At 67.3% G+C, this 18,398-nt stretch carries 14 protein-coding genes; 2 read left to right on the top strand and 12 right to left on the bottom strand.

What is annotated here, in order from left to right; all coding sequences use genetic code 11:
• Positions 1-173: 173 nt before the first annotated feature.
• The 4 genes from MKK51_RS24145 to MKK51_RS24160 all read right to left on the bottom strand — a co-directional run bounded on the left by MKK51_RS24145 (position 174) and on the right by MKK51_RS24160 (position 5,618).
• Positions 174-473 (bottom strand): RNA polymerase sigma factor region1.1 domain-containing protein, encoded by a 300-nt coding sequence (locus MKK51_RS24145; RefSeq protein WP_243981764.1) that lies wholly within the window; start codon positions 471-473, stop codon positions 174-176.
• 190 nt (positions 474-663) lie between these two features.
• Positions 664-2,961: an FdhF/YdeP family oxidoreductase gene (locus tag MKK51_RS24150; RefSeq protein ID WP_243982267.1), complete on the bottom strand. Its 2,298-nt coding sequence runs from the start codon at positions 2,959-2,961 to the stop codon at positions 664-666.
• Positions 2,962-3,045: 84 nt separating this feature from the next.
• Positions 3,046-4,431: a glutathione-disulfide reductase gene (gor, locus tag MKK51_RS24155; RefSeq protein WP_243981771.1), complete on the bottom strand. Its 1,386-nt coding sequence runs from the start codon at positions 4,429-4,431 to the stop codon at positions 3,046-3,048.
• A 188-nt stretch (positions 4,432-4,619) separates the two neighbouring features.
• Positions 4,620-5,618, bottom strand: coding sequence for a calcium-binding protein (locus MKK51_RS24160; RefSeq protein ID WP_243981773.1), 999 nt, complete (start codon positions 5,616-5,618; stop codon positions 4,620-4,622).
• 361 nt (positions 5,619-5,979) lie between these two features.
• On the opposite strand from MKK51_RS24160, the gene MKK51_RS24165 reads away from it, so the two are divergent.
• A complete protein-coding gene (locus tag MKK51_RS24165) occupies positions 5,980-6,369 on the top strand; it encodes a hypothetical protein (protein ID WP_243981775.1) in 390 nt (129 codons plus the stop codon).
• Between the two features lie 50 nt (positions 6,370-6,419).
• Positions 6,420-7,055 carry a general stress protein gene (locus tag MKK51_RS24170; RefSeq protein WP_243981776.1) on the top strand — a complete coding sequence of 212 codons (636 nt, stop codon included), beginning with the start codon at positions 6,420-6,422 and terminating at the stop codon, positions 7,053-7,055.
• A 79-nt stretch (positions 7,056-7,134) separates the two neighbouring features.
• Here the strand turns inward: MKK51_RS24170 and rpmG are convergent, their stop codons facing one another.
• The 8 genes from rpmG to MKK51_RS24210 all read right to left on the bottom strand — a co-directional run bounded on the left by rpmG (position 7,135) and on the right by MKK51_RS24210 (position 18,390).
• Positions 7,135-7,302, bottom strand: a complete 168-nt coding sequence (rpmG, locus tag MKK51_RS24175; RefSeq protein ID WP_018044575.1) for a 50S ribosomal protein L33 — start codon at positions 7,300-7,302, stop codon at positions 7,135-7,137.
• A gap of 99 nt (positions 7,303-7,401) precedes the next feature.
• The gene (locus MKK51_RS24180) at positions 7,402-8,583 is read right to left on the bottom strand and encodes an MFS transporter (RefSeq protein ID WP_243981778.1); all 1,182 of its coding nucleotides are present in this window, start codon (positions 8,581-8,583) and stop codon (positions 7,402-7,404) included.
• 123 nt (positions 8,584-8,706) lie between these two features.
• A complete protein-coding gene (locus MKK51_RS24185) occupies positions 8,707-10,065 on the bottom strand; it encodes an efflux RND transporter periplasmic adaptor subunit (protein WP_243981780.1) in 1,359 nt (452 codons plus the stop codon).
• Entirely contained in the window at positions 10,062-13,289 is a 3,228-nt protein-coding gene (locus MKK51_RS24190; protein ID WP_243981781.1) for an efflux RND transporter permease subunit, read from the bottom strand. The genes MKK51_RS24185 and MKK51_RS24190 overlap by 4 nt, the downstream gene beginning before the upstream one ends.
• Before the next feature lie 159 nt (positions 13,290-13,448).
• Positions 13,449-14,558 carry a M48 family metallopeptidase gene (locus tag MKK51_RS24195; RefSeq protein ID WP_243981783.1) on the bottom strand — a complete coding sequence of 370 codons (1,110 nt, stop codon included), beginning with the start codon at positions 14,556-14,558 and terminating at the stop codon, positions 13,449-13,451.
• Positions 14,558-15,850, bottom strand: coding sequence for a YjgN family protein (locus tag MKK51_RS24200; RefSeq protein ID WP_243981785.1), 1,293 nt, complete (start codon positions 15,848-15,850; stop codon positions 14,558-14,560). The genes MKK51_RS24195 and MKK51_RS24200 overlap by 1 nt, the downstream gene beginning before the upstream one ends.
• A 249-nt stretch (positions 15,851-16,099) precedes the next feature.
• Positions 16,100-16,324: a YbdD/YjiX family protein gene (locus MKK51_RS24205; RefSeq protein ID WP_227437273.1), complete on the bottom strand. Its 225-nt coding sequence runs from the start codon at positions 16,322-16,324 to the stop codon at positions 16,100-16,102.
• Positions 16,325-16,329: 5 nt separating this feature from the next.
• Entirely contained in the window at positions 16,330-18,390 is a 2,061-nt protein-coding gene (locus tag MKK51_RS24210) for a carbon starvation CstA family protein (protein WP_243981786.1), read from the bottom strand.
• Positions 18,391-18,398 lie beyond the last annotated feature (8 nt).

Raw genomic sequence — 18,398 nt, forward strand, 5'->3', positions numbered from 1 at the left:
CTTGCGAAGAGCGCGGCTTATAGAGCGGTTCTCGAAGAGAAGCGAGGGATACGCGCGGGCTGCGAGGCGGTCCCGCCCGATAAGGCCAAGGTCTGTCACCGAGATGGAGATGGGTGTGCGCCAGCTCAAGGCGTTGCCGGATAGGCGCGCCGCCCGCGATCGGGGACGGGATCCTATTCCCCCTCGCCGTCCTCCACGGCGATGCCATGCTCCGACAGGATCCAGAAGATCGCTTCGAGGTCCTCGGCCGTGACGTCGCGCGGAGGCAGGGCTTCCTCCAGATCCTCGTAGGTCAGACGACGCGCCCGCTGCGACTCGGCCTTGGCGAGGAGGCGATCCACCGTGTCGCGCATGTCCTCCGGCAGGGCGTCGTGGCTCGGCAGACGACGGTCGACCTCCGGGAACAGGGACTGCTCCAGCATTCGGTCGATGATCGCCTGGCGCCGGTCGTGCGCGTCGTCGTTCTTTGCCATACCCATGTTATGGAGCGCGAAAGCCGCCCGAAACAAGGGAGCCCGGCGCACCTCGCCCGTAATACCAGGCGGCACCGTTCCCGGCCGATGGCCGGCACCGTCGCGTTCGGCAGACGCCCACGGTCGCGGTCATACGACGACGAGTCTCCTCGTCGTCGTCTGGTGGAAGTGCCGGGCGCGATGGGCGGTCTCAGCCGTGAAGCGCCGGGGCGGAGCGCGCGATCCGCACCGGGATCGCCTTGGCGGCCGGTGTCTTCGCCTGCTCGTCATGGTGCCAGAGCGGGATCAGCGGATTGAGCTCCGGATAATAGCCCGCGCAGTTGCCCGGCGGAATGTTGTAGGCGACGATGCGGAGCCCCTTCACCGACCGGACCCTGTCTTCCGCCTCCGTCGTCACATCGACGATCTCGGCATCGGCGAAGCCCAGGCGCGCGATGTCGCCGGCATTCATGAACAGGATCGTCCGCGTGCCCTTCACGCCGCGAAAGCGGTCGTCGTAGCCGTAGACCGTGGTGTTGAACTGGTCGTTCGAGCGCAGAGTGATGAGGTCGAGGGCGTCCGCGCTCCGCAGCGGCATGTCGGGATCGGCCTCGATCCCCTCCGGCACGGTGAAATTGGCCCGGCCCGTTTCCGTCTCCCAGCGGCGGTCGCGGGCGGCCAGGGGCTTGTGGATGCCGCCGGGCTCGAACATCCGGCCGTCGAGATTCTGGAACACCGCGGGGTAGGTCGCCTCCATGGCCCCGCGAATCCGAGAATAGTCGCCGACCCACGCGTCCCAGGGCACGTTCGGGTTCGGCGCGACGGTGGCCTTGGCGATTTCCGCCACGATCCAGGGCTCCGAGCGCACCTGATCGCTCACCGGCTTCGTCTTGCCCCACGAACCGTGGAAGCACGAGGTCGAGCTTTCCATGGAGACCGCCTGCGGCCCGCTGGCCTGGGTGTCGATCTCGATCCGGCCGAGGCAGGGCAGGATATAGGCGACCTCGCCGTTGACGAGGTGGGAGCGGTTGAGTTTGGTCGAGATCTGTACGGTCAGGCGTAGGGTCCGCCACGCCTCCTCCATCCGTTCCGTCTCGGGAATCGCGCGGACGAAGTTGCCGCCGAGGCTGACGAAGGCCTTCACCGCGCCGGAGACGATGCCCTCGCACGCCTCCACCGTGTTGAGGCCCTTCTCGCGGGGCGGCTCGAAACCGTACTGCTCCTTCAGGATGTCGAGGGGGGCGAGTTCCGGCTTCTCGGTGATCCCCACCGTGCGCTGGCCCTGGACGTTGGAATGGCCGCGCACCGGACAGGGACCGGCGCCTTTCCGTCCGATATTCCCGCGCAGGAGCAGGAGGTTCACGAGCATCTGCACGGATTCCGTGCCCTTGCGGTGCTGGGTCAACCCCATGCCGTAGACGCCGATGACGGCGCGCGCGCGGGCATAGACGGTGGCCGCCGCCTCGATGGCGGCGCGGGTCAGGCCCGACCGACCTTCGAGGGCCGCCCAATCCTGGCTTTCGCAATAGGCGGCGAAGGCCTCGAACCCGTGAGTGTGTTCGTCGATGAAGCTCCGGTCGAGGATGCCCGGACGCCCGACGCCAAGCGCCTCCCGGTCGGCGGCGATGAGCGCCTTGCACATCCCGGTGATGGCCGCGAGATCGCCGCCCGCCTTCACCTGATGGTACTGGGTCGAGATCTCGGTGGCATGGCGGGTGGCCATCTCCACCACCGACTGCGGGTTGGTGAAGCGTTCGAGCCCGCGCTCGCGCAGGGGGTTGAAGGTGATGATCGGGACCCGGCGTTTGCGCGCCTCCTGCAACTGATGCAGCATACGGGGCGCGTTCGAGCCGACATTCTGGCCGAAGAACAGGATCAGGTCGGTGGTGTCGAAATCCTCCAGCACCACCGTTCCCACGGGGACGCCGATCGACGCCTTGAGGCCGACCGACGTCGGCTCGTGGCACATGTTGGAGGAATCCGGCAGGTTGTTGTGGCCGTACATCCGGGCGAAGAGCCCGTACATGTAGGACGTCTCCAGGGACGCGCGACCCGACGCGTAGAACACCGCCGATTTCGGATCGAGGGCCCGCAATTCCCGGCCGATCGCCGCCGTGGCTTCCTCCCACGAGACCGGCACGTAGTGATCGCTGCCCGCGTCGTAGCGCATGGGGTGCGTGAGCCGGCCCTGCTCCTCCAGGGCGTAGTCCGTCCAGTCGCGGAGTTCCGTCACGGTGTGCCTGGCGAAGAAGTCGGGGCCGCAGCGCTTGGCGGTCTGCTCCCAGGCCGTGGCCTTCGCGCCGTTCTCGCAATATTCGAAGGTGAGCGGCTTGGCGGGCTTGGCCCAGGCGCAGGATACGCACATGAAGCCGTCGGGCTTGTTCTGCTTCATCAGCAGCGCCGCACCGGTCACGGGGATCTCCTCCCGCAGCAGGATCTCGGTGAGGGATTGCGCCGAGCCCCAGCCGCCGGCCGGCCCGTCATAGGCTTCGATCTTGGGCTCCGCCATCTTGTCGGTCATTTACAGGGCCTCTGACGCTCTCTCGGTCGTCAAGCCAACGGCAGCGCCGAGTCCCTGTTCCGGGGTGCGGCTCTAACCCACTCCCTCCGGCCGCTTGGTTACGGCGGGCACCCTCATGGTGACGAGTTCCTCGCCGGCGGTGGGATGCACCGCGATGGTCCGGTCGAAATCGGCCTTCGTCGCGCCCATCGTCACGGCGATGGCCACCGCCTGGATGATCTCGCCGGCATCGTGGCCGACGATGTGGACGCCGAGCACCCTGTCGCTGGCGCCGTCCACGATGATCTTCATCAGGACACGCTCGGCACTGTTGGACAGCGTCGCCTTCATCGAGCGGAAGCTCGACTTGTAGATGTCGATCGCCTCGAACCGCTCGCGCGCCTGATCCTCGGTGAGGCCGACCGTGCCGATCTCGGGCGTCGAGAAGACGGCCGTGGCGATGAGGTCGTGGTTCACCGCCCAGGGTTTGCCGCCGAAGACCGTATCGGCGAAGGCGTGGCCCTCGCGGATCGCGATGGGCGTCAGGGCGGCGCGGTTGGTGACGTCGCCCACCGCGTAGATCGAGGGCACGCCGGTCTGCGAGAAGGCATCCACCGGGATCGCACCGCTCTCGTCGGGCGCAATGCCCACCTTCTCCAGGCCGAGGCCCTCCACCGCCGGCTTGCGCCCCGTGGCGACGAGGACCTGATCGACCTCGACGACGCTGCCGTCGCCCAGGGTCGCGGCGATGCCGCTCTCCCGCCGTTCGAGACGCTCCACCGTCTGGTTGAGCCGGAGATCCAGGCGCTTGTCGAAGGCGACGCCGAGGGCGTCGCGGACCTCGTCGTCGAAGCCGCGCAGCAGGCGGTCGCCCCGGTGCAGCAGGGTGGTGCGCGACCCGAGATGAGCGAAGACGCTGGCGAACTCCACCGCGATGTAGCCGCCCCCGATGACGAGGATGCGCTCGGGCAAGGCCTCCAGCTCGAAGACCTCGTTGGAGGTGATGCCGAGATCGCCGCCGGGAATGACCGGGACCTTCACCGGATGCGCGCCCACCGCCACGAGGATGTACTTTGCCCGCACGCGGCGTCCCGAGCCGGTGAGACGGACCGTATGGGCATCCTCGATGACGGCCCGCTCGGGGATCACGGTGACGCCCGCCCGTTCGAGATTGGTGTCGTAGATCGATTCGAGGCGCGAGACCTCGGCGTCGCGCCGGGCCTTCAGGACGCTCCAATCGAAACGCGGCTCGCCCACCGACCAGCCGAAGCCGGCCGCGTCCTCGAACTCGTCGGCGAAGCGGCCGGCATAGACCATCAGCTTCTTCGGGACGCAGCCGCGGATCACGCAGGTGCCGCCGATCCGGTACTCTTCGGCGAGGCTGACCGTCGCGCCGTAGCCCGCCGCGATGCGGGCCGCGCGTACGCCCCCCGAGCCGCCACCGATGACGAACAGATCGACGTCGAACTCGGCGGTCATGGCGGATTCCTCACAGCGACGGATGCGGGTGCGGCGTTCCCAGCGGAACGCGGCGATGGTTCCGTCCGCTCTATCGCAGGAACACGAGGCCCGTCATCGCCGAATGCCGAGACTCCATCGTCGCAGATGCGTCTGCCGGGCCGGGATGACGGCCCGGCCCCGGCTCGACGTTTAGATCGAAGTGCCGGCTACAGGACGAAGTCGCTGGCGTGCAGGGTATCCACCACGTTCTTGAGGGAGATCTGGAAGTCGGCCTTGCCGTCGCCGTTCACGTCGCCCTCCACGATCGTCGCATGGCCTGAAACGACGGCGTGCAGTTGGCCCGCCTGCTTGCTGAAGGCGGCGTAGCCGATGAAGCTGAAAGGCTGGTCGCCCGTCGCACCCGTCACGGCCTGGATCAGGTGCAGATCGATATGGTCCGCACCGATGGTGAAATCCGAGATCTGGTCCCGGTGCTCGGTGCCCACCGCGCTGTCCTTGATGGACGTGAACTGGAAGGTATCGTCGCCCGCCCCGCCGGCGAGGACGTCACGGCCGCGTCCGCCGATCAGGACATCGTCCCCCGCACCGCCCTTCAACGTGTTTGCGGCGCCATTACCGGTGAGAACGTTGTCCCCGGTGTTGCCGCTGCCGTTGATGGCCGACGTCCCGGTGAGCGTGAGGTTCTCGATGAACTGGCCGCCGATGGAGAAGGACACGGAGGACTTGACGAGGTCGACCCCATTCAGGCTCCGCTCGATGACGCGATCGCCGGAATTGTCGACGATGTAGACGTCGTCACCGTCGCCGCCCTTCATCGTATCGGCGCCGGTATATCCGTTGATGTAGTCGGAATACCGCGATCCGTTGATCGTGTCGTCGCCGGCGAAGATGTCCTTCAGGACGTATTGCGTGTCGTTGTGATCGAAGTATTTCTGCTCGTGGGCGACCGTCACGTCGATGTCGCGCAGTGTGCTGTAGAGGCCGGCGCCGTCGTCGTAATCGAGTGCCGTCGTCGTCCCCGATTTCGGGTCTCCGTTCTTCGCGTAAGTCAGATCGTGGCCTTGGACCTGGATGGCCGTCTTGTCGTTGAAATCGAGTTCGTATCCGTCCGGGTCGAGATCGTAATAGAGTCCGCCCGTCTTATCGAGGTGCCAGATATCCAGCGTTCGAAAATCGACTTTGTCGTAGACGCTATACGTCGCCATCGTTTCCACCCGTGTTCGAGCCGCGATGTCGGGGCCTGACCGTGTCTCTGGTCGGATCATCGCCTGGACGTTCGGTATCTGGCGGCACGATCGTTGTACATTCACACAGCCGTGACGTGCCGAAACGACACGAAGCATCCTTGGCGGGAGCGCTTCCCTCAGATCGCGGGCAGGAACCCGGCGATCTCGACAGGCATCGAGGCCATCGCCCGCAGCCCAAAGCCGGGCCGCAATGGTAAAGCTGAATATTTTTCGAGACGGGAACCAACCGAGCTACGGTCAAGGGCCGAGTGTCGAATAATATCTACGGAACGCTTTGGCTTCCCTCGGAATTGAATGGGTCCGATCGAGGGAGATTATTATGCGATATCAGCTGGCTACACTCGCCTTTGTGGCGATCCTTGGCTCGAGCGCGGCCTACGCGCAGACCACCGTGACCGGCAAGCCCGCCACCGATGCCGAGACGAGCGCCAAGTCCGGCGGTCAGGAATCCGTGACCCGGCCCAACACCGACAAGCCCGACGCGAACCGCCCCGCCACCACACAGGCGACAGCGGCCAACGCCAAGCTGGAGGAAGGCGCCAACAGCTTCACAGAGGGCCAGACCCGGAGCCGCCTGGAGCAGGCAGGCTACAAGGACGTCAAGGAACTCAAGAAGGACGACAAGGGCATCTGGCGCGGCGCGGCGACGCTCAACGGCAAGGCCGTCACGGTCGGCGTCGACTTCAAGGGCAACGTCGCGGCCAACTAGCGTCGCCTCGGACGTCGCCGGCCTGTTGATACAGTGAGAGGAACGACCCCATGGCAAACCAGACCATCACGGCACTCTACGATTCCTACGACGATGCCAGCAAGGCCGTCGCCAAGCTCGAGAACTCGGGCATCAGCCACAGCGACATCAGCATCGTCAGCAGCAACGAGAACGACCGGCATTCCGGGCGCGTGACGACGGGCGATCATACCCGCGCCGACACCGCCGAGACGGCATCGACGGGTGCGGGCACCGGCGCGGGCGTCGGTACGCTGCTCGGCGGCGCGGCCGGCCTCCTGACGGGGCTCGGACTCCTGGCGATCCCGGGCGTCGGCCCCGTCGTCGCCGCCGGCTGGCTCGTGACCACCCTGGCCGGTGCCGGCATCGGTGCCGCGGCCGGTGGCCTCGTCGGCGGCCTCACCGGCGCCGGCTTGAGCGAGGCGGATGCCCACACCTACAGCGAGGGCGTGCGTCGCGGCGGAACGCTGGTGACCGTCAAGACCGACGATCTCCGCGCGTCGCAGGTGATGGACGTACTCGAAGAGCACGGTTCGGTGAACGTCACCGAGCGCGCCGAGGGCTGGAAGGCCGATGGCTGGACCGCGCCGACCACGACGCCGTCCGATGCCACGACGCTTCCCGGTGCCCGTCCCGGCGTGCGCTCCTACCCGACCTCGTCGCTGTAAACCCAGCGCCCTGCATCAACGGAAAAAGCCGCCCCGAAAGGGCGGCTTTTTTTATGCCGTCTCGATGCGGAGACGCCGCTTACTTGATCTTGGTTTCCTTGAAGTCGACATGCTTGCGCACGACGGGGTCGTACTTCTTCATGGACAGCTTCTCGGTCTGCGTCCGGGAGTTCTTCTTCGTGACGTAGAAGTAGCCGGTGTCGGCGGTCGAGATCAGCTTGACTTTAACGGTGACGGCCTTGGCCATGGCGCGGTGCTCCTGAAGATGGCGGCATTCCGCTTGAGCGAAACGCAAAATGGCCGGCACGGACCGGCTGAATTCCGCGCGGTCATTGCCTCATCGGGCTCACTTCGTCAAGGCCGGGGCGGTCGTTCGAAGCCGCCAGAGGACGAGGCCGGCATAGGCGACGAGTATGCCGCACATGGCATGGGCGAAGCCCTGGGGGGGCATCAGGTCCATGCCGCCGCCGATGATCGGAGGCCCGACCATCAGGCCGATATTGTAGAAGATCAGGAAGGCGGCGTTCGCTCCGGCGAGTTCGGCCCCGCGCACGCTGGCTCCGAGATGGGCCAGCCCGACAGTGTACAGCGTGCCGGTCAAGCCGCCCCAGATCAGCAGGAGGACGGCGAGCCATGCCGGGGAGGTCGAGGCCGCCGGGATCAGCGCCGCGCCGATCGCACCGCCGACGGCGGAGGCGAGGAGGAGGTGGCGGCGGTCGAACCGGTCGGCCAAGAGGCCGAACGGGATCTGGAACAGGACGTGTCCGAGGGCGAGCATGCTGACGAGACCGGCGGCACTCTCGGCATCGAGCCCGATCCGGAGGCCGTAGAGCGGCAGGATGGCGAATCCCCCGGTCTCGACGGCGCCGTAGACCAGGGCCGCAAAGATGGCGGCCGGCGCCAACCGGACATAGCCGAGGAAGCCGCGGCTCCCCGTGCCCTCGATCGACGGCGCCAGGCCGCGCGCCAGGGCGATGGGCACGGTGCCGAGCAGGAACAGGGCGGCGCCGGCGCCATACGGCGCATAGCCCTGGGTGCCGATGAGGACGAGGAGGGTCGGTCCCACCGCGAAGCCCAGCGCCAGCACCGTCGCGTAGATGCCCATGACGAGGCCGCGCCGCGCCGGGGGCGCCACCTCGTTGATCCAGAACTCGGACAGCACGAAGAGCACGCCCAGCGTCGCCGAGAAGACGAAGCGGAGGGGGAACCACCAGCGGATGTCGTGGAGCAGCTTGAACCCGACGAGGGAGGCCGCGCCGGTGCAGATCGCCAGGATGAGGAAGCGCACGACGCCGATCCGGGCGGCCAGACGCGGCACGAACGGCACGGTGACGATGCTGGCCAGACCCGCCAGCGCCGTGTTGACGCCGATGACCGTGCTCGACACGCCCATGCGCTCCATCTCGAGGGAGAGGAGCGGGATCGACAGGCTGAGTCCGATGCCGACCACCGCCACGCAGGTGATCGCGGCGGTGATCGCCGCCACCTGGGCGCGATCGAGGGTGTCCGAGGCGGGGCGGTGGAGCATGCGCGGAGACGTTCCGGACGTCGCGCCCAAACTTGCGCGGGAACGGGTGTCTCTACCTCATCCACCCCAGGCGATGGAACCGGCCGAACGGCTTGGCCGGGTTGCCCCCTCTTCCAGGCGGCATCACCGCGCGGCGGATTTCAGCGCCTTGCCGTCCTGCTTCGACGGCTGGCGCTCCATCGTCTGCCCGTCATGCAGGTCCACGGGCGGGCTCAGCACGAGCTGCTCGCCCCCGTCCAGGCCCTGGTCGATCTCGATGGTGGTGCCGAGGTCGCGCTGGATGTGGACGCCGCGCCATTCCACCGTGCCGTCGTCGCGGGAGATGGCGACCTGCGTGCCGTGCTGATTGAAGACCAGGGCCTCGGCCGGGATGACCGTGTTCCGTCCCGTCCGCGGCACCTTGAGCGTCACGTAGACGTAGAGGCCGGGCCGCAGGCTGCCGTCGCGGTTGGGGACGTCCACCTGCGTGGTCAGGGTCCGGGAGGAGGTCAGCAGGGCCACCGAACTGCGCTCGACCTTGCCGGAGAAGGTGCGGTCCGGGATCTGCGGCACCTTGATCGTGGCGGCGACGCCCGGATCTACCCCGACGGCGAGATTCTGGGGCACGTTGACGACCACGCGCAGGAGGTCGTCCCGGTCCATGGACAGCAGGGCGGTGCCGGTGCCGTCGGCCTGGACGAGATCGCCGACATCGACGCTGCGGGCGGTGACGACGCCGTCGAAGGGGGCGATCACGTCCTTGAAGCCGGTCAGCGCCTTCAGGCGGTCCACGGTGGCGCGCTGCGCCTTGATGTTGGCCTCCGCCACCTTCACCCCCGCCTCCGCCGAGGCGAGGCTCGCACCCTGGCTCAGGACGCTCGCCTGGGAATTGTCCGCGTTCTGCTTCGAGGCCCAGCCCTGCACGGCGAGGGTCGAGGTGCGGCTGTTGGTGGCGGTGGCGAGATTCACGTTGGCCTTCGCCTGGTCGACCATGGCCCTGGCCTGGAGGAGCTGGGCTTCAAGCTGGCCCACCTGCGCCTGGGCCTGTGCCAGCTGCTGGTCGAGATCGGGGGCGGCGATGCGGATGAGGATGTCGCCCTGCTTCACCCGCGTGCCGATATCGACCCGGCGCTCGGCGATGTAGCCCGTGGCACGGGCGAACAGGGACGCCCTGGCGAAGGCATCGGTCTGTCCGGGCAGGGTGATGTCGATGGGCTGGTCGGCCCGCTCCACCGCGATGGTCCTGAGCTTCGGCACGAAATCCCGGGCCTTGCGCTGCGTCTCCTCGGCCGCGGCACCCTTCTGCCAATGGCCATAGCCACCCCAGCCGAACAGGCCGACGGCAATCAGCCCGGCGACGAGGAACGGCCCCTTCCCCGGTGGCGGCGGGATCTCCGCCGGGCCCCGTCCGGACCCATGAGCCGAACCATCATGACCCGAACCCTGAGCCGTCACCGTGCCGGTCTTCCCATCGTTCGCGTCACCAGGGCTGTTCCCGCTCATGCGTAATCCTGCAGCGGCTTGACCTCACCCCGCCTGAGGAGGGTGTAGAGGAAGGGCACGAAGAGCAAGGTCGACGGCGTACCGATGGCGATGCCGCCCATCACGGCGCGGGCGAGGGCGGCGTTCTGCTCCCCGCCCTCCCCGGTGCCGAGCGCCATGGGGATCAACCCTAAGAACATCGCGCCCGCCGTCATCAGCACCGGCCGCAGCCGGGTCTCGCCCGCGAGCAGGGCCGCCTCCGCCGCGCTGCAGCCCGTCGCCTCCCGGTGCTCCTTGGCGAAGGTGACGAGGAGGATCGAGTTGGCCGACGCGATGCCCACGGACATGATCGCCCCGAAGAGTGAGGGAATCGAGAAGGTGGTGCCGGTGATGAACAGGCTCGCCACGATCCCGCAGAAGGCGAGCGGGAGCGCCGCCAGCACCACCAGGGGATCGCCCCAGCTCTGGAAGTTCACCGCCATGAGCAGGTAGACCGCCACCAGGGCGATGGAGAGGCCGATTCCCATGCGGAAGAAGGCCGATTGCATGTTCTCGATCTGCCCGCGCACGGTGATCTTGTCCGGCGCCGGAAGGGCCTTCTGTTCCTCCTCGACGATCCGGCGGATGTCTTTCGCCACCGAACCGAGATCGGAATCCTGCACCGCGGCGTAGATGTTGAAGGTCGGCTGCGTGTTGACGTGGTTGATCACCGTCTGCGACCCCTCCCGGCGCATGGTCGAGACGCTGGAGAGCAGCGTCAGCACGCCCGGCGCGTCGGAATTGCCGCTGACGAGGAGCGGCGTGTTCTGGATCGCGGTGAGGCTGTCGTTGCGGTATTCCGGCGTCTGGACCCAGAGCTGGTAGGGAATGCCGGTTTTCGGGTCGGTCCAGAAGTTCGGCGTCACCTGGAAGGAGCCCGACAGGGAGACGTTGAGCCCTTGCGCGATCTGCTGCTCGGTGACGCCGAGCTCCGAGGCGAGGCGCCGGTCCACGTCCACGAAGAATTGCGGCGTGCCGACGATCTGGTGGAGATGCACGTCCACCGCCCCGCGCGTCTCCTTGAGGCGGCGGACGATGTTCTGCGCGGCGGCGAGGTCCTTGGCGGTGTTGCGGCCCGAGACCTGGATGTCGATCTGCGCCAGCGTGCCGAAATTGAGGATCTGCGTGATGATGTCGGACGGCTGAAAATAGACGATCAGGTCGGGAAAGCGCTCGCGCAGCACCTCGCGCAGGCGCTTGGTGTAGCCGGCGACCGAGCCGTGCCCTTCCTTCAGGTTGATGAGCATCTGCCCGTCGTTGTTGGCGACGAACGATCCGTCCGAGAAGGCGAAATTGTAGTTGTTCGCGGGCAGGCCGAGATTGTCGAGAACCTGATCGATCTCCCCCTCGGGGATGACCTCACGGACCACCGATTGGACCTGCGCGAAGGTCTGCAAGGCGGTCTCGATGCGCATGCCCGGCCGGGTGCGCAGGTGCAGCGTCATCTGGCTCGATTCGACCTGCGGGAAATAATCCTGCCCGACGAAGCCGAACAGGCCCGCCGTGCCCGCAAAGATCACCGCGACGGTGGCGAGCGTGACGACCCGGCGGCGCAGGACCACGTGCAGCAGGCCGAGATAGGCGCGATGGAAGCGGGCGAAGCGCGCCTCGAACCCCTGGCGGAATCGGCCGGCGAGGCGGAAGAGCGGCCCGAACAGCCACCCCAGCGCACGGGCGATGCGGCCCCGCCGCGGAGCCTCCCCGCCCTTGCCGTGATGCTCCTCGTATTCCCGCGCGACGAGCACGTCGATCAGCACCGGCACCAGGGTGCGCGACAGGACATAGGAGGTCAGCATCGCGAACACGACCGCCAGGGCCTGCGGGGTGAACAGGTATTTCGGCGTATCCGTCAGCGCGAAGACCGAGACGAAGGCGGCGCAGATCGAGAGGGTCGAGATCAGGGCCGGCTTGGCGATGCCCGCCGCCCCCTCCACCACGGATTTGCGGAACGGCTCGCCCTCCTCGAACAGGCGATAGGTGTTCTCGATCGCCACCGTGGCGTCGTCCACGAGGATGCCCACCGCCAGGGCGAGACCGCCCAGCGTCATGACGTTGATGGTCTCGCCGAGGGCCGTGAGGATCGCGAGCGAGGTCAGGATCGAGAGCGGGATCGAGACGAGCACCACGATGGTGGAGCGCCATGAGCCGAGGAACAGCAGGATCGTTAGGCCGGTGAGCGCGGCGGCGATGACCGCCTCGTGGATCACGCCCTCGATGGCGGCGGAGACGAAGACCGACTGGTCGAACAATTCCCGCAGGGCCATGCCCTCGGGGGCGGCGGCGCGGATGTCCGGCAGGGCCTTCTTTACGTTGTTGACCACGTCGAGGGTCGAGGCGGTGCCGTTCTTGAAGATGCGCATCAGCACCGAGTTCAGGCCGTCGGCCCGCACGATGTTCACCTGCGGCGGGCCGCCGTCGCGGACGTTGGCGACGTCGCGCACCAGAACCGGCTGTCCGCCCACCACCCGGATCGGCACCTGGTTGAGCGCCTCGATGGCGTCCGGCGTGGCGTTGAGCTGGATCGGATATTGCTGCTCGCCGATCTTGGCGAGGCCGGAGGGCACGGTGAGGTTCTGCGCCGTCATGGCGTTGGTGACGTCCAGCGCCGTCAGGCCCAGAGCCCGCAGGGCCTGGAGGTCGAGATCGACCATGATCTGGCGCGGCGTGCCGCCGAAGGGCGAGGGCAGCGTCGAGCCCGGCACCTGGGTCAGGCGCTGGCGGATGCGGTACTGGGCGTAATCGTAGACCTTGGTCAGGCTCTCGCTCGTGGAGGAGAGGGAGAGCTGGATCACCGGGACGGAGGAGGCCGAGAACCGCAGGACGATGGGCGGCTGCACGCCCGGCGGCATGGTCGAGCGGATCGAGTTCATCGCCGAGACGGTCTGGGCGATGGCGAGGTCGATGCTCACCGACTGGTCGAAATACACCTTCTGGATCGCCGTGCCCTGCAGCGTCGTCGATTCCATCCGGGCTATGTTGTTGACGTTGTTGGAGAGCGAGAACTCGGCATAGGTCGTGATGCGCCGCTCCATCTCGGAGGTCGAGAGGCCGGTATACGTCCACACCACCACGACCACCGGGATGTCCACGGTGGGCAGCACGTCCTTGGGCGCCACGATCACCGAGGCCGCGCCGCCGAGCATCATCAGCACGGCCAGCACGTAGATCGTGATGCGAAACTTCAGAGCATACTGGACGAGGCCCATTCGGTATCCGCGCAAACCTGTTCGGGCTGGTGTACCACGTTCGTCGCATGCCACGAGGTGATCTGTAGCCGTGACGCCGCGACGCAAGCGGCGGACCGGGACGGGATATTTGTTTCCGGATGTAACCGGCGCGCGAACACGCCCCGCCCGGGACCGCGCCTATTTCGCGGTTTTGGGCGGGACGTTGCGGCAGATGCCCTTGAGCGTCGCCCATTCCGTCTCGTCGAGGATGCGCCGGCCGACCGTCTCCGTGCCCGCCATCGCGCGGATGCGGGTCGCGCGCTCCGTCGTGAAGGGATGGCTGCGGAGCAGGCTCGCGAACTCGGCCTTGCCGTCGTCCTTGTCCTCGTCCTTGGCGATGCGTTCCAGGATGGTCGCCAGCGCCGTGGCATCCCCGCCCGACCGGCGCATGAACTCCACCGAATAGGAATCCGCCGCGTTTTCGGCCTCTCGGGAATAGCCGGCCGAGATGGCGGCCTGTCCCACCGCGACGATGATCGTGGATCCGGTGAGGTCGCCGAGTACGAGGCTCAGGAGGAACGAGCTTCCGCTCGCCGCCAGCAGCGCGCGCATGGGATCGTGCGCGGCCACATGGCCGAATTCGTGGGCCAGCACACCGGCGAACTCGTCCGGCGTCCGGGACTGGTCGATGAGGTCCGACAGGACGACGACCCGCCCGCCGGGAAGGGTCAGGGCGTTGGCGACGGCGTGCCGGCGCACTGTGATCGCCGGATCCACCGGCAGGCCGGCATCCGCCGTCATCCGCTCGATCAGGCGGTCGAGGACGGCCCGCGCCGGGGCGTCGTCGCAGACCGGCGGGTCGCCCAGGATCTTGCCGATCTGCCCGTCCACCGCCCCGCCGAGCCGCGCCTCGATCGCCGCCGGAACCACCGGCGCCAGTCGGACCGCGATGGCCGGGACACCGTAGATCGCCAGGCCGATCACCGAAATCCCGGCCGCGATCGACCACAGCACGAGGCGCAGGCGACCGCCCGACGCGGAGGGATCGGTCCGGTACAGGTCGGGACAGCGTTCCTCGAGGGCGGCGGCGAGAGCCCCGTCGGTGAACTCGACGCGGGCGCCATGCCCCGCCGGGCCGATCCGCATGAGCGGACGCGCCGTATCGCCGGCCGCGAGGTCGGCGAGGGGCCAGGCGAGGCGCAGGTCGCGCCCGTTGATCTCGAGACTGTCCTCGAGGACGAGGGTGACCGGATGGGCCCTGGCGCTCAACCCGTCGAAATACGTGCCCTGGACGGCGGGGGCTCGCACTAGAACCCGATCTCGAGGGCGCCGCCGACATCCAGCGCGTCGGCGAGACCTTCGTTGAGGCCGCTGTCCACGCGCCGGCTCGACGCGAGCACGGCATCGAGGCCGCCGGCATTCTCGACCACCGTCGTGGTCGCGACCGCCGCCCAGAGGCGCGCCGTGATGACCCGGACATGGAGCACCGCGAAGAACAGCGCACCGCCGAGGTAGCCGAACACCGTGACGAAGACGATCGCCCAGTGGAATCCGCTTTCCATGCCCCGGGCCCGGAGGAGCAGGCCGGCGCCCCCGAGGACGAGGCCGAGGATCAACACGAAGCCGATGACGGAGAGGAGGTAGACGAAATAGGGCCAGTAGAACTGGCGGGCCTTCAGGGTCGAGCGCAGCCGCACGGGGCCGAGGCTGGCCGCATTCATGAAGAGCCGCGTCTCCCGCGCCCGGTAGAACGGGATGAGCAGGAGCCCGAGGGGAATCGTGATGCCCAGCGTGCTGAGGAGGAGCGTCCCGAAGGTGGCGATGGGCGTGCCGTCGTAGTCGCTGTTGAACTCCGTCTCGCCGGGCTTGCCCCCCTCCTTGGGGATGAACAGGTCGTCGGGGATGGTGAAATCGGCGGCCACGAGGAAGGCGATCAGGGCGGCGGCGACGGGCAGGAGAACAACCACGTAGAACGTCAGCCAGGGCAGCAGGAGCGAGCGCCCGCGCGCCGTGGAGTCCATCCGGCTCGACCCGATGAAGGTATGGTTGATCCGGTACCGTTCCAGGCTCGCGCGCATGAAGGGGAAGGCGAGGCCGAGGGTGGCAAGCGTCAGCAGCGACCAGCCGATGGCCATCAGCGCATAGGTGATCGCCGATCCGTCCTGTCCGAGGCGGATGCCGCGCCACAGGGTGCGCGAGGCGCGGTAGCGCCGGCCGCGATAGACCGCGAATTGACCGAGGACGAAGAGGATGAGGAAGGACAGGACGCTGCCGAAGGCCGCGAGCCAGGGCGCGGAGATCGTCGCCACGAAGATCAGAACGTAGACGGGGATCAGGATGGCGATGGCGACGAGGAAGCCGAGGAACAGTTCCTTGCCGGTCCCGGTATATTCGGCCGGGCTGCCGTCGACGATCGTCCGGTTCCAGAAGTAGCGCCGCAGGTCGGTGACGTACCAGAACCGGTAGATGCCGAAGGTGACGAGGGACAGGAGAAAGCCGCGGACGGCGATGCCGGTGAGCCCCTTCAAGGACCTGTCGAAGGTGATCGCGCCGGAGCGGTCCATCCCGGATCGCGTCTCGGTCAGTGGTGGCTGCGACATGACACCTCCTCTCTCGGGAGGCGACATATAAGCCTATCGTCTCAGTCGAAGCCACCCGCCGCTGCAACTTTCGACCGCCCTGCTCTCGCTCGCATCAAGTATGGGGATGCCGGTCTTGCCGAAATGTCCCGCTCCGGTCTTCGAATCTCTATCGAAGTCCCAGTATGCGAAAGGTTTTCGTTGCATGATCGCAGACGAGAGCAAGGTCTATCTTGCCGGCTACCGGGTCATTCAAGGTGACCCGGCGGATCAGCAGCAGCGGAAGCCGTTCCGGTTGCCGACGCCGAATCGGGCATTCTCCCGGTTGCGGTAGAACTCCCGCTCGGTCATCGGCTCCTGGTCGACATGGGTCCGGCGGATATGGGCGGCATAGGCTTCGTAATCGCCCTGCCCCACCATGAGGCGAGCGCCGTCGCAGACGCATTTCGAGAAGGTCTTGAGCCGGTCCCGCAACTCCGTCGACGACAGCGCCATGGTGCTTACTCCGCCGGGACGGGGGACGGGCCGCCGCTTTCGAGGGCCGTCCAGCGGTCGGCCCTGTAGGCCTTCAGGCAGGCCTGGACGCCGAAGACGGCGATGGCCACCACGAGGCCGACGAACATCACCGCGAGCGCCGCGTCGATCCGGTCGTTGAAGACGATCTTGTGCATGTCGGCCATGTTCTTGGCCGGACCCAGCACCTTGCCCTCGGCGATCGCCGCCGAGAACCGGTCGGCATGGGACAGGAAGCCGATCTTGGGATCGGCCGAGAAGATCTTCTGCCAGCCCGCCGTGAGCGTGCAGATCAACAGCCAGACGGTGGGGATGATCGTGACGAAGGCGTAGCGCTCGCGCTTCATCTTGAAGATCACCACGGTGGCCAGCGTCAGCGCCACGGCCGCCAGCATCTGGTTCGAGATGCCGAACAGCGGCCACAGGGTGTAGATGCCGCCGAGCGGGTCAGTGACGCCCTGGTAGAGGAAGTAGCCCCAGGCCGAGACGCAGAGGGCCGTGGCCAGGATGCTGGGCGCCCAGGCCGAGGTGTCCTTGAAGGTCGGCGAGATCAGGCCGAGCAGATCCTGCAGCATGAAGCGTCCCGCCCGCGTGCCGGCATCGACGGCGGTGAGGATGAACAGGGCTTCGAACAGGATCGCGAAGTGGTACCAGAAGGCCATCATCGTCTTGCCGCCGACGGCCGACGAGATGATGTGGGCCATGCCGACGGCGAGGGTCGGGGCGCCGCCGGTGCGCGAGATGATCGAATGCTCGCCGACATCCCTGGCGGTCTGGGTGATCAGATCGGCGGAGATCGGGAAGCCGAGATTGGTCACCGCGGCGGCCGCGCTCTCGGCGGAGGTGCCGAGCAGGGCGCCAGGCGAGTTCATGGTGAAGTAGATGCCCGGATCGATCACGCTGGCGGCGACGAGCGCCATGATCGCGACGAAGCTCTCCATGAGCATGCCGCCGTAGCCGATGAAGCGGGTGTCGGCTTCGTTGTCGATGAGTTTCGGGGTCGTGCCCGACGAGATCAGCGCGTGGAAGCCCGAGACCGCGCCGCAGGCGATGGTGATGAACAGGAACGGGAACAGGGAGCCCGCCCAGACCGGGCCAGTGCCGTCGACGAATTTCGTCATGGCCGGCATCTGCAGATGCGGGGCGACCACGACGATGCCCAGGGCCAGGCCGATGATGGTGCCGATCTTGAGGAAAGTCGAGAGGTAGTCGCGCGGGGCCAGCAGCAGCCAGACCGGCAGGATCGAGGCGACGAAGCCGTAGCCGATCAGCATCCAGGTGAGCTGCGTACCGGTGAAGGTGAAGGCCGGTCCCCAGACCGGGTGCTCGTTGATTTGACCGCCGCCGATGATCGCGGCCATGAGCAGGACGAAGCCGAGGATCGAGACCTCGCCGATCCTGCCCGGCCGGATGAAGCGCGCGTAGAGGCCCATCAGGATCGCGATCGGGATCGTGGCCGCCACCGTGAAGGTGCCCCAGGGGCTTTCGGCCAGTGCCTTGACCACGATCATCGCCAGGACGGCGAGGAGGATCACCATGATCATGAAGGTGCCGAACAGCGCGATGACGCCGGGGATCACGCCGAGCTCCGCCCGGATCAGCTCACCGAGGGAGCGCCCGTCGCGGCGCATGGAGATGAACAGGATCATGAAGTCCTGCACCGCGCCCGCGAGCACGACGCCCGCCAGGATCCAGAGCATGCCGGGCAGGTAGCCCATCTGCGCGGCCAGGACCGGTCCCACGAGGGGACCCGCCCCCGCGATCGCCGCGAAATGGTGACCGAACAGGACGGTCTTGTTGGTGGGGACGTAGTCGAGACCGTCGTTGTGACGGTGGGCCGGGGTCTTGCGGCTCGGATCGAGCTGCATCACCTTGTCGGAGATGTAGAGCGAGTAATAGCGATAGGCGATGAGATAGACGCAGACCGCGGCCACGACGATCCACAGGGCGTTGATCGATTCGCCGCGGCTCGTGGCGACGATCGCCAGGGCCGCCGCGCCCAAAGCACCGACAAGGGCCCAGGGCCCGTGCTTCTGTATAGCACCCATCGACGTCT

Source organism: Methylobacterium sp. E-045 (assembly GCF_022829685.1).
Taxonomy (GTDB): Bacteria; Pseudomonadota; Alphaproteobacteria; order Rhizobiales; family Beijerinckiaceae; genus Methylobacterium.

Bases quoted from the DNA above. Each gene is read 5' to 3' on its own strand.
- MKK51_RS24190 (WP_243981781.1), bottom strand. From the start codon at position 13,289: ATGGGCCTCGTCCAGTATGCTCTGAAGTTTCGCATCACGATCTACGTG.
- MKK51_RS24180 (WP_243981778.1), bottom strand. From the start codon at position 8,583: ATGCTCCACCGCCCCGCCTCGGACACCCTCGATCGCGCCCAGGTGGCG.
- MKK51_RS24185 (WP_243981780.1), bottom strand. From the start codon at position 10,065: ATGAGCGGGAACAGCCCTGGTGACGCGAACGATGGGAAGACCGGCACG.
- MKK51_RS24210 (WP_243981786.1), bottom strand. From the start codon at position 18,390: ATGGGTGCTATACAGAAGCACGGGCCCTGGGCCCTTGTCGGTGCTTTG.
- MKK51_RS24160 (WP_243981773.1), bottom strand. From the start codon at position 5,618: ATGGCGACGTATAGCGTCTACGACAAAGTCGATTTTCGAACGCTGGAT.
- MKK51_RS24200 (WP_243981785.1), bottom strand. From the start codon at position 15,850: ATGTCGCAGCCACCACTGACCGAGACGCGATCCGGGATGGACCGCTCC.
- MKK51_RS24165 (WP_243981775.1), top strand. From the start codon at position 5,980: ATGCGATATCAGCTGGCTACACTCGCCTTTGTGGCGATCCTTGGCTCG.
- MKK51_RS24150 (WP_243982267.1), bottom strand. From the start codon at position 2,961: ATGGCGGAGCCCAAGATCGAAGCCTATGACGGGCCGGCCGGCGGCTGG.
- rpmG (WP_018044575.1), bottom strand. From the start codon at position 7,302: ATGGCCAAGGCCGTCACCGTTAAAGTCAAGCTGATCTCGACCGCCGAC.
- gor (WP_243981771.1), bottom strand. From the start codon at position 4,431: ATGACCGCCGAGTTCGACGTCGATCTGTTCGTCATCGGTGGCGGCTCG.
- MKK51_RS24170 (WP_243981776.1), top strand. From the start codon at position 6,420: ATGGCAAACCAGACCATCACGGCACTCTACGATTCCTACGACGATGCC.
- MKK51_RS24205 (WP_227437273.1), bottom strand. From the start codon at position 16,324: ATGGCGCTGTCGTCGACGGAGTTGCGGGACCGGCTCAAGACCTTCTCG.
- MKK51_RS24145 (WP_243981764.1), bottom strand. From the start codon at position 473: ATGGCAAAGAACGACGACGCGCACGACCGGCGCCAGGCGATCATCGAC.